Source organism: Rhodobacter capsulatus, assembly GCF_003254295.1.
GTDB lineage: Bacteria > Pseudomonadota > Alphaproteobacteria > Rhodobacterales > Rhodobacteraceae > Rhodobacter > Rhodobacter capsulatus.
In genome coordinates this window covers 125,074-135,679 of record NZ_QKZO01000011.1, presented here as the reverse complement: position 1 = coordinate 135,679, position 10,606 = coordinate 125,074, and the positions used below count along the sequence as shown (strand labels likewise).

Here is a 10,606-nt window from a genome sequence, read left to right as displayed (position 1 = left end):
GCACGATCGCGCCATCCGAGAGCGCGGCGGCCCGGTTCACGCAGTTTTCCAGCTCGCGCACATTGCCCGGAAACTGGCAGCGGCAGATCTGGTCAAAGGCATCGCCGGCGAATTTGACATTGGTGCCATTCTGCTTGTTGAACCGGTCGAGGAAGAGCTGCGCCAAGGGCTTGATGTCGCTTTTGCGGTTGCGCAGCGGCGGCAGGACGATCGGCACGACGCAGATGCGGAAGTAAAGATCGGCGCGGAATTGGCCGCGCGCGACGGCATCCTCAAGGTCGCGGTTCGTCGCGGCGACGATGCGGGTATCGACCTTGATCGTCTTCGCGCCGCCGACGCGTTCGAACTCGCCCTCCTGCAGCACGCGCAGCAGTTTCGACTGAAAGGCCGGGCTGATCTCGCCGATCTCGTCGAGGAAGAGGGTGCCGCCATCGGCCAGCTCGAACCGGCCCTTTTTCAGCGCATTGGCGCCGGTGAAAGCGCCTTTCTCATGGCCGAAAAGTTCCGATTCCAGAAGGGTTTCCGAGAGCGCGGCGCAGTTGACGCGGATGAAGGGGCCTTTCGCGCGGGGGCTTTGGGCATGCACCGCGCGGGCGAACAATTCCTTGCCGGTGCCGCTTTCGCCGCGCAGCAAAACCGGCATCCGGGTGGAGGCCACGCGCTTGATCTGCGCCACCACCTCGGCGATGGCGGGGCTGGAGCCGACGATGCCATCGAGGCTGACGGGCGCCGCCGGGCCGCGTTGTTCGGTCACCGTCTGCAGCATCCGGCGGGTGTCTTCGAGCGCGCGTTCGCGGTCGCGCGCGATGCGGCGGCGAAAGCGCAGCGCCTGTTCGAGCAATGAGGCGACCATCGTCAGCACCCGCACATCGGCATCGGAAAAGCCCGACCGGTTGTGGTCATGGCTGCGATAGGCGGCGAGCACGCCAAGGACGAAATGGCTGCGTTCGGGGTCGCGCAGCGGCACGGCGATCAGCGTCTGGCCCGCGTCGCGCAGCCGTTTCGGCACCGCGTCTTCGCCGAATTCGGCCGCCAGATCAAAGGAGACGAAGGGCACGCCGGACCGAAAGACGATCCGCGCCACGGCATCGGGCAGCACATCCGAGGCTGGCGCCTCGGGGCTGCGCTGAAACGCCGTCGCGGCGATGACGTAAGGGTTGACGCCCACGCCCTCGCCCGGCTCGGCGAGAGTAGCGAGCACGCCATGGCGCAGATCGAGGAAGGAGGACAGCACGTTGAAGATCTGCGGCACCTCCGCCACCGGATCGGGCGCCGCCGCGAAACTCTTCGCGATCTCGTAAAGCGCGTCCAACGCAAGACGGTCGGCGATCGACTGGGTCGAGCGACGGCGGGGCGACGCGGGGCGGGATTGTTGATCGGTCATGCAGTCACCCCCACAGCCAGGAATTTCCGCGGCGGAGCGCCCGGCGCAAGGGACGCGGGCAGCAGCCGCTGCAGTCGGGACTTCTGCACAGACCATAGGGCATGGGCGGGAAAAGGCACGTCTTCCGACATGTCCGGCAGGCAAGTTCGGTTCATTTTTGCGAAGGCACCGGGTCGATTGCGCAATTATGCGGCGAACCCGCGCCGGAGGCCGGAAAATGCGGCAGGCTGCAGGCGGTCAGGATTTGATCACTTTCAGGGTTTCAAGACCGACGAAGCGGGCTTTGCGTTTCGCCGCCTCGGTCTCGAAGACCTTGAAGACCTTTTCCTTGAGCGGCGTCGAGGCGACGAAATCGGCCTGCGCCCGCAGCAGCGCATCGCGCGCGCGCTCGAAGATCCCGTCTTCGGTCAGGCCGGTCATGTCGGTGTCGCGCAGATAGGCGCCGAAGCGCTTCATGATGTGCAGCCGCGACGAGTTCAGCACCTCGCGGATCGGGTCGACGCCAAGGAAGGCAAAAATCTCCTCGGCCGAGGACAGTTTCGCCAGCGCGGTCAGTGTGGGGCTTTCGGGGGTCATCGGGGTCTCCTTTGTTCAGGTTCGGGGCAGCAAGCGGTCGAGCCGCGCCACCATGCGGCGCAGGTCTTCGGGCTGGACGGGGCGTTTCACCCGCACGGCATGGGCGCGCAAAAGCGGTTTCAAGCGGTCCAGCACGGTGTCACTGGCGGGCAGGCCCGCGTCCAGCAGGGCGGCGCGCAGACCGGCACTGCCCGAATGCTTGCCGATCACGATCTGGCGTTCCCGGCCAAAGCGGGCGGGGGCGCAGCGGGGGTCTTCGTAGGTGTCGGCGCGCTTCAGAATCGCATCGACATGGATGCCGGATTCATGCGCGAAGACCATCGCCCCGGTGATCGGCTTTTGCGGCGGCAGCGCCCGGCCCGAGGCCTTGGCGACGACGGCGGAAAGCTCGGGCAGCGCGCAAAGATCAAGCCCGGTGTCGATCCCCCCGGCCTCGAGCGCGGCGCCGACCTCTTCCAGCGCGGCATTGCCCGCGCGTTCGCCCAAGCCGTTCACCGTGACGGAGAGATGCGTGGCCCCGGCATGGGCGGCCATGATCGTATTCGCCGTCGCCATGCCGAAATCATTATGGGCATGCATCTCGATCGGCAGGGAGATCCGCGCCGAAAGCTCGGCCACAAGGCGGAAGGCGCCGAGCGGATCAAGCAGGCCCAAGGTGTCGGCGACGCGGAACCGGATGGCGCCCGCGGCCGCCGCGACCTCGGCCAGACGGATCAGGAAGTCGGGATCGGTGCGGCTGGCATCCTCGGCGCCCACCGAGACCTGCAGGCCGCGATCGGTGGCGCAAAAGACCAAAGCCGCGGTTTCGCGCAAGATCCAGTCGCGATCGACGCGCAGCTTGCCTTCGAGTTGCGCGGTGGAGGTGGGCACCGCGAAATGCACCCGTTTCACCCCGGTTTTCTGCGCCATGTCCAGGTCATGCATCCGCAGCCGACACCAGACGACGGGCGTCGCATCGACGATCTCGGCGACGACGGCGCGGATCTCGGCGACCTCGGCCCAGCCCATCGCGGCGATGCCGACCTCGATTTCCGCCACGCCCGCCCGATCCAGCGCGCGGGCGATGGCTTTCTTTTCGGTCAGCGAAAAGGCCACCCCGGCGGTCTGTTCGCCGTCGCGCAGGGTGGTGTCGCACAGCACAAGGGTCCGGTTGGGTGTCATGATCTTTCCCCTCAGGCGGTTGCGGGAACGGGGCGAAGGTCGGCCAGGATTTCGGGCAGGACGGCCAGCACGCGGGAAAGTTCCGCCGCGGTGGTGTCGGATGAAAGCGAGAACCGCACGACGCCATGCGCCGCGGTGAAAGGCACGGCCATGGCGCGGGTGACGTGGCTGGGTTCCATCGCGCCCGAGGCACAGGCCGAGCCGGTGGACACGGCAATGCCCGCCCGGGCCAGTTTCGTCAGCACCGCCTCGCCGTCGATCCGGTCAAAGGCGAGGGTGCAGGTATTGGCCAGCCGGTTGGCCGGATCGCCCAGCACCATGCAGCCGCCCAGGGTCAGGATCCCGGCTTCAAGCCAGTCGCGCAGCGTCGCGATGCGGGACAGATCGGCGGCCATCCGCGCCGCGGTGATCTCGGCCGCCACGCCCATGCCGACCAGCGCGGGGACATTTTCCGTGCCCGCCCGGCGGCCGCGTTCCTGCTTGCCGCCGCGCAAGAGCGGGCGAAAGGCCACGCCCTTGCGCAGGTAAAGCGCCCCCACCCCCTTCGGCCCGTGGAACTTGTGACCGGAGAGCGAGAGCATGTCGATTTCGGTCTCCTGCACCGAAATCGGCAGCTTGCCCACCGCCTGCACGGCGTCGGTGTGAAACAGCGCGCCAACCGCATGGGCCTCGGCCGCCAGTTGCGCCACCGGAAAGATCGTGCCGGTCTCGTTGTTCGCCCACAGGATCGAGACGACGGCGACCCGCTCCGACAAGGCCGCCGAATAGGCCGCGCGATCAAGCCGCCCCCGATGATCGACCGGAATGCGATGCACCCGGACGCCCTCGGTCTTTTCCAGATCGGCGGCCAGCATCAGCACCGCCGGATGTTCGACCGCGGAAATGATGATCTCGCGTCGGCCTTCCTGCACCGCCAGCGCCGAGCGAATGGCCGTGGTGTTCGCCTCGGTCCCGCCCGAGGTGAAGAGGATCTCCTGTTCGGAGGCCGCACCGATCAGCGCGGCGACGGCAAGCCTTGCCTTGCGCAGCCCCAGCCCCGCCTGCACCCCGAAGCCATGACCCGAGGAGGCATTACCGAAATGCTCGGTGAAATAGGGCAGCATCGCCGCCACGACCTCGGGGAAGACCCGGGTGGTGGCGTTGTTGTCAAGGTAGATGGCGGGCTGGGTCATGGTCAGTGCCGGATGTCGGGGATGACGCGGAACGGGCGGCCAAGGACGTCGGTGATGCGCTTTTGCACGCCGTAAAGGGTTTGCCCCGCCAGCATGCAGCCCGCGCAGGCGCCCGAAAGATGCACGATGACCTTGGCGCCCTCGACCCGCACCAGTTCGATGTCGCCACCGTCGCGGCGGAAGGTCGGGCGCATCTCGTCGATCAGGGCGCGGATGCGGGTCATTTCGTCGGCGGCGGCATCGCGCGCCGCCTCGGGGGTTTCGGCCGCGGCGACCTTGGTGAAGCGTTCGCGCAGCGCGGTGGCATCGGGGGCGGCGGCCCCCGCGGCCCGACGCGCGGCAGCGGCGGCGGCAGGCGGCGGCGCAGGCGATTTCGTGTCGTCGTCTTGCATGTCGCGCATCGCTTTCCCCTCAGCAGAAGGATTTGCCGCAGCCGCAGGCGCTTTTGGCGTTCGGGTTGTCGAAGGTGAATCCGGCGCCTTCCAGGTTGCTGACGAAGTCGATCTTCGTTCCCGCGATATGCTCGCGCGTCAGCGGGTCGATCAGCACGGTGACCTCGCCAAAGGTCAGGCTGGCATCGTCGGGCTGGGCTTCCAGCTCCAGCGCCATGCCGTATTTCAGCCCGGCGCAACCGCCCGCCTGCACCATCAGGCGCAGCCCGGCAACGGGTTGACCGGCGCCCTCGATGGCGGCCTTGATCGCTTCCTGGGCGGGTTGGGTGATCTCGATCATGACGCTCTCCCCTGTGATGCGTTCAGCAGGGATGCAGCAAGCAACGTGCCAACCATGCACGTAAGGGAAAGCAAGCTTCGGGCCGGGCGCGGGGGCGCGGATGCAAGTTTCGGGCCGACATTGAGGGATTTGCGACAGCGCCCGGGCGGGATTGTCGCATCGCGGCTCAGTCGTCCTCTCCGGCTTCGACGCGGGCCAGAAGCCAGGCGCCGCCGAAGCGGTCGGTCGGGTCCAGCGCGGCGGCTTTCGTCAGCACCTGCCGCGCCAGATCGCGCTGCCCGGCGCGCGCGGCCGAATAGCCCAGCCCGATCAGCGCCTGCAGATAAAGGCCGGGGGCAAAGTCATGCGCGGTGAAATCGGCGTCACCCGGGCGCACCAGCGCCGGATCGGGCGGCAGGTTCAGCCGCAGCGCCGCCAGCCGCAAGACGGCCTCGGCCTGCGGCACGGCGGCGGCGTAATCATGGGTGAAGAAATAAAAGCGATAGGCCGCCAGCCGGACCTCCAGATCCTCGGGCGCGGTTTCCAGCGCGCGGGCGATCACCTCGGCGCTGGCGGCGGTGTCGGACCGGGCGCCCTCGGCCCCGGCCAGCAGCCGGGCCGGATCAATCGGGGGCAAAACAGGCGGCCCGTTCGTCGCAATCGTCGCACGACGGCGAAAGGCACAGCGAAAACGCCGCGTCCGAACAGATCTGCCGGTAAAAGAACTTTTTCCAGCGCATGTTGCGAGAATTGGCCGCGGCCAGACCGGGCAGGAACTGCGCGATCATCGCGCTCAGCGCCGGACGCGAGGGCAGGCCAAGATCTTCCCACAGATGCCGCGTCTCCATCGCGCGGCGCGCCAGGATCGCCGCCAGCCAGCGCGCCTCGGGCGTGGCGACGCCAGCCCGCCACAGGATCAGCGTCTCGATCGCCTGCTGATCTGGACCGGCCACGGGGCGCGGCAGGTCCAGATCGGGCAGATCGAGGCCCGGCGCGAAGCGATCGCGCAGGGCCGCCAGATCGGCGCCCGAGAGCCCGAGCCGCGCCGTCAGCGGCCCGCGCCCCGCAGCGCATTCGCGCAGACCATGGGCCAGGATGAAGCCGAAGGCCTCGGCCGGGATCATCGGCCCCGGGCCTGTCGCGAAAGGATCAGGAAAGTGCCGCATGGGTCTGGCATTCCGAGGGGCAGACCCGGGCGCAGGCACCGCAGCCGATGCAATTCTCGGCCCCGGTCAGCGCCATGACCTTCTTGACGATCTCGTCCTCGACCTCTTCCCATTCCTCGGTGCCCGGCGCCACAACTTGGCCATCCTCGGTCAGCCCGTGCAGGCTCATCACGTCACGACCGCAGACCTTGAAGCAGCGGCCGCAGCCGATGCACTTCTTCTCGTCGATCTTCATCAGGTAAACGGGCGTGTATTCCGCGCCCCCGCGGGTATAGGCAACAGTCGGCATCGCTTTGTCCTTGTTATGCTTGCTTGGCGGCTTTGAGCGCCTTGCGGGCTTCGTCCAGATCCTTGAAAATCTGCCAGGTCGCCTCGGCCACCTCCGGGATCTTCTGCCAGTCGGTCGGCAGTTCCTCGGACAGGTCGTGCAGGTTCATCTTGGCATCGGTCGCGCGCAGCGACAGCTTCTTCACCCGGGCTTCGAGTTCCTCCAGCGTCATCTCAGGCCCTCGACGCTTCGGGGAAGTCTTCGATCGTGGCGACGGCGCTTTCGACCAGTTTCTCGCCCGCCTCGGCCAGCTTCGCCCAGGTCTCGAAGCCGAAACGGTGCACGTCGCGCAGGTGTTTCGACACCACGACCAGCTTGCCCGCGATCAGCACGACACGGCCGAAGCCTTCGTGGTGCATCTTTTGCATCTGGCTGGCCATGCAGCCGGTGCGCTTTTCGACCAGAAGCCCGATCGCGTCATAGAATTTCGTCATCCGCCAGATCAGCTCCGGATCCGGATCACCGATGATCGGCATCGCCCGGCGTTCCTCGGCGGTGACGATGAATTCGGCCAGGATTTCGGCATTCGTCTTGTCGTCCCACAGCCCATGGCTGTCCTCGGCGCGGATCACCGCAACCAGTTGCGCCAGAAACGGGCTCTCCACCATCTCGCCGCCGCGGGCGGCATCCAGCGTCATCGTCATCAGACCTCTTCCTCTTCGAAATCGGCGGTGAAATCGGGTTTTTCGTAAGTGCCCAGCACCTTGCGCAGGAAAGGCGGCGGGGTGCCGTTCAGCATCACCTGCACCTGTTCGATCACGGCCGAAATCGGCTCGGGCTCCTTGCGCTTGATCGGATGCATCCCCGCCCGCACCATCCGCGCGGCGGACGGCCCGCCCACGGCCAGCGCGAAGACCAGCGTGCAGCCCGAAAGCGCCTCAAGCTTCGGACCGATGCGGTCCTCCAGCTCGTCATGGCGGCCCTTCTGGTCGGTGGCCGAGGAAAACTGATGCACCTCGACGAAACGGGCGCCGGTCTTCCAGACCTCGTAGACCGCGATCTGCCGGGCCGAGCCGAAATGCGCGTCAAGATTTTCCAGATCGTTCGAGGCGATGGCGACGCGCAGCGGCTTTTCGCCGGGGGCGGGGCCTGCCGGCTCAACAAGGCGCAGGGTGCGGGACATGGTCAAACTCCTGAGGGATGGGGGCTGCCCCGAAATCCTCGGGGCGGGGGCTGTGGTGGATCGCCTGCATCGCATTGGCGATTTCGAAGAAGAAGGACCGGGTGCCGCGATAGCCGACGCGGCAGGCATCCTGCGCGCCGATGCGATCAAAGATCGGAAAGCCCACCCGGACCAGCGGCAGATGCAGCGCCGCGGCGGCATGGCGGCCGTGGCTGTGGGTGATCAGGATCTGCGCGCCCGCCTGTTTTGCGCCGCGTTCGACATCGCCCAGATCGCCCAGAATGACCTCGGCGCAGGGCATCTTTTCCAGCACCGCGGAATGCTGCGTGGTGGTGGCGGCGGTGACGATTTCCGCCCCCATCGACACAAGCGCGGTCGAAAGCGCGAACATCAGATCGGGATCGGCGCCGATGGCGACGCGCAAGCCCCCGGTGAAGAAATGCGCATCCAGCGCCGCATCCATCATCCGCGCCCGGTCGCGCCGGATCGAGGGGGGCGGATCCTGCATCCCCGAAAGCTCCATCAGCACGCGGACAAAGGCATCGACGGCCTTCAGCCCGGTCAGGCTTTGGAAGACGTGATAGGGGACCAGCGCGCGGTCCTCGATCATCTGCGCGGCGCTGCGCATCTGCTCGCCGATGGCCAGGGTGACGGCAGAGCGGGGAATGCGGGCGATGTCGTCCAGACGGGTGCCGCCGAGCGAATGGCCCGACCAGTCATCGGACAGATGCCCGTCGAGCGAGGTGGAGAGATCCGGCAGCACGATCGGCGACAGGCCGAAGGCGCGGATCATCCGCACCGCCTCGTCGATCTCGGCGGTGGTGAAGTAGCTCGGCACCAGCAGCGTCACCTGCCGCAGATCGGGGTCGCGTTCGGCCGTCACCGGAACCAGCGCCGCGACGATCGCCTCGACCGCCTTCGTCCAGCCGTCCTGCTGGCCGCCCTCGAAATCCGGGGTGGCGGCATGGACGACCTCGGTGCCCGCCCAATCCTTGCGCCGGGCCTGCATCGCGCGCAATTCGCCCGCGATATCCTCGCCGCGGGTCTCGGTCAGCGCGGTCGAGGCGATGCCGATGAAGCGCGGTTTCGCCCGCTTGCGGATGTTGTCGATGGCTTCCTCGATCTGCTCGCCCCCGCCAAGGATCGTCGTCACCTCGTTCATCGCGGTGGTCTGCAGCGGCACGGCTTCTTTGAAATGGCGCACCAGATGCACCAGCCCGAAGGCGGTGCAGCCCTGCGCGCCGTGAAACAGAGGCACCGACCCCTCGATGCCCAGATAGGCCATGGCCGCCCCCAGCGGGGCCGAGGTCTTCAGCGGATTGGTCGAAAGGGCGCGGCGGGGATGGGTCAGCACGGCCATGTCAGCAATCCTCGAAATCGGTGGCGGAATTGGTCATCGCGGCCAGAGCGGGGGCGGTGGCGGCTGCGGGCGCAGCGGCGGCGGCCTGTTGCGCCACCAGCACCGGGGCCCGGCCCATTGGGGCGGAAATCCCCGTCACCGGGCAGGCGCCCGAGGGTGCGGGCACGACCGATCCGGTGAGCGGCGCATCCCAGGGCGCCGGGGCGCGCAGATCCGCCCACATCGGGTTGTTCACCGACCGGTCGATGGCGCGGACCAGATCGACAATGCCCATGTAACCGGCATAGGGTTCGTGCTTTTCCTGATTGACATCGACCCAGGGCACCAGCGCCTTCAGGGCGACGAACTGCGACCGCCCGCCCGACAAAAGCACATCCGCCCCGGCGTCCTTCAGCATCTGATACATCTCGCGGGGCGCCATGTTTTCATACATGTGCTTGTCGTCGCCCATGATCTCGATGACCCGGTCGCGGTCATTGTCGGTCGCCTTGCGCATCGAGGTGCCGACCACCTCCATCCCCAGTTCCTGCAGCGCCGAGACCACCGACCAGGACTTGTGCCCGCCGGTGTAAAGCAGCACCCGGCGGCCTTCGACGCGCGGGCGGAAAGGCTGCAGCGCCGCCCAGGCCTTGGCCTCTTCGCGGGCGATCAGCACCTCGCAGCGGTTCAAAAGCTCTTTCGGCGCGCCCTGTTCGACCAGCATCCGGCACATGGTGCGCAGCGATTGCGAGGTGTCCGAGATGCCGTAGAACGAGCCCTCGAAATAGGGGATGCCGTAGCGGTCCTGCATCTTGCGGGCGACATTGATCAGCGCCTGCGAGCAGACGAGCATCGTCACCTTGGCCCGATGCGCCATCGCCACCTGTTTGTAGCGCGCATCGCCAGCGATCGCGCCCAGAATGCGGATGCCGAGCTTGTCGAGAAGCGGCTTCACCTGCCAGAGTTCCCCCGACAGGTTGTAATCGCCGATGATGTTGACATCGTAAGGCGTCACCGTCTCGGGCTCCAGCGTGCCGATGACGTGATCCAGAAGCGCCTCGCCGCCCAGCTTGTTGCCGAGGTTCTTCGAGCCCGCGAACCCCGGCACATTGACCGGAATGCAGGGCGTGCCCCATTTCACTGTGGCCGCCTTGCAGACGGCCTCGATGTCATCGCCGATCAGCGCCGTCACGCAGGTCGCATAGACGAAGACGGCGGCGGGGCTTTCCGCCTCGATCACTTCGCGGATGGCGCGGTAGAGTTTCTTCTCGCCATGCCCCATCACGATGTCGATTTCCGACAGATCGGTGGTGAAACCCTTGCGGTAAAGTTCCGACCCCGAAGAGGCCGAGGAGCGGTTATCCCAGCCGTTCGACCAGCAGGCGGCGGGGGCATGGACCAGATGGGCGACATCGACGATCGGCTGCAGCGCGATCATCGCGCCGTCAAAGGCGCAGCCACCGGCCGCCGCCCCCGGGGTCAATTGCTTGGTGCAGCCCTTCTTGCGCAAAACATCGGTCTTGGTCGCATTGGTGGCGCAGCCCGGCTCGTTCAGGACAGCGGCAATTTTCGACTTCAAGGCTTCGGACATGGTGCATCCCCCTGTTATCAGGGATCAAGCAAGCAACGTGCCAGGTGAAACGGCC

At 67.0% G+C, this 10,606-nt stretch carries 14 protein-coding genes; all 14 read right to left on the bottom strand.

What is annotated here, in order from left to right; translation table 11 throughout:
• Positions 1-1,384 (bottom strand): sigma 54-interacting transcriptional regulator (locus LY44_RS15290; protein ID WP_111396053.1); only part of this gene is annotated, 1,384 nt, incomplete at its 3' end.
• Positions 1,385-1,621: 237 nt separating this feature from the next.
• On the bottom strand, positions 1,622-1,960 hold the full coding sequence (gene nifW, locus LY44_RS15285) for a nitrogenase stabilizing/protective protein NifW (RefSeq protein ID WP_055209313.1): 339 nt from the start codon (positions 1,958-1,960) through the stop codon (positions 1,622-1,624).
• A 15-nt stretch (positions 1,961-1,975) separates the two neighbouring features.
• Complete coding sequence (gene nifV, locus LY44_RS15280; RefSeq protein WP_055209310.1) at positions 1,976-3,121, bottom strand: homocitrate synthase; 1,146 nt, start codon at positions 3,119-3,121, stop codon at positions 1,976-1,978.
• 11 nt (positions 3,122-3,132) lie between these two features.
• On the bottom strand, positions 3,133-4,293 hold the full coding sequence (nifS, locus tag LY44_RS15275; protein WP_055209308.1) for a cysteine desulfurase NifS: 1,161 nt from the start codon (positions 4,291-4,293) through the stop codon (positions 3,133-3,135).
• Between the two features lie 2 nt (positions 4,294-4,295).
• On the bottom strand, positions 4,296-4,694 hold the full coding sequence (locus LY44_RS18170; protein ID WP_055209306.1) for a NifU family protein: 399 nt from the start codon (positions 4,692-4,694) through the stop codon (positions 4,296-4,298).
• Between the two features lie 10 nt (positions 4,695-4,704).
• On the bottom strand, positions 4,705-5,025 hold the full coding sequence (locus tag LY44_RS15265; RefSeq protein ID WP_055209304.1) for an iron-sulfur cluster assembly accessory protein: 321 nt from the start codon (positions 5,023-5,025) through the stop codon (positions 4,705-4,707).
• A 166-nt stretch (positions 5,026-5,191) separates the two neighbouring features.
• Positions 5,192-5,641, bottom strand: a complete 450-nt coding sequence (locus LY44_RS15260; protein ID WP_055209301.1) for a hypothetical protein — start codon at positions 5,639-5,641, stop codon at positions 5,192-5,194.
• Positions 5,628-6,170, bottom strand: a complete 543-nt coding sequence (locus LY44_RS15255) for a nitrogen fixation protein NifQ (RefSeq protein WP_055209299.1) — start codon at positions 6,168-6,170, stop codon at positions 5,628-5,630. The genes LY44_RS15260 and LY44_RS15255 overlap by 14 nt, the downstream gene beginning before the upstream one ends.
• Positions 6,154-6,459 (bottom strand): ferredoxin III, nif-specific, encoded by a 306-nt coding sequence (fdxB, locus tag LY44_RS15250; protein ID WP_055209297.1) that lies wholly within the window; start codon positions 6,457-6,459, stop codon positions 6,154-6,156. Before fdxB ends, LY44_RS15255 begins: the two co-directional genes overlap by 17 nt.
• Before the next feature lie 13 nt (positions 6,460-6,472).
• Entirely contained in the window at positions 6,473-6,670 is a 198-nt protein-coding gene (locus LY44_RS15245; protein ID WP_055209295.1) for a CCE_0567 family metalloprotein, read from the bottom strand.
• A gap of 1 nt (position 6,671) precedes the next feature.
• A complete protein-coding gene (locus LY44_RS15240) occupies positions 6,672-7,142 on the bottom strand; it encodes a NifX-associated nitrogen fixation protein (protein ID WP_055209293.1) in 471 nt (156 codons plus the stop codon).
• Complete coding sequence (nifX, locus tag LY44_RS15235) at positions 7,142-7,621, bottom strand: nitrogen fixation protein NifX (RefSeq protein WP_065118337.1); 480 nt, start codon at positions 7,619-7,621, stop codon at positions 7,142-7,144. The genes LY44_RS15240 and nifX overlap by 1 nt, the downstream gene beginning before the upstream one ends.
• Positions 7,596-8,981 carry a nitrogenase iron-molybdenum cofactor biosynthesis protein NifN gene (nifN, locus tag LY44_RS15230; protein WP_055209291.1) on the bottom strand — a complete coding sequence of 462 codons (1,386 nt, stop codon included), beginning with the start codon at positions 8,979-8,981 and terminating at the stop codon, positions 7,596-7,598. Before nifN ends, nifX begins: the two co-directional genes overlap by 26 nt.
• A 1-nt stretch (position 8,982) precedes the next feature.
• The gene (gene nifE, locus LY44_RS15225) at positions 8,983-10,551 is read right to left on the bottom strand and encodes a nitrogenase iron-molybdenum cofactor biosynthesis protein NifE (protein WP_055209289.1); all 1,569 of its coding nucleotides are present in this window, start codon (positions 10,549-10,551) and stop codon (positions 8,983-8,985) included.
• Between the last annotated feature and the right edge of the window lie 55 nt (positions 10,552-10,606).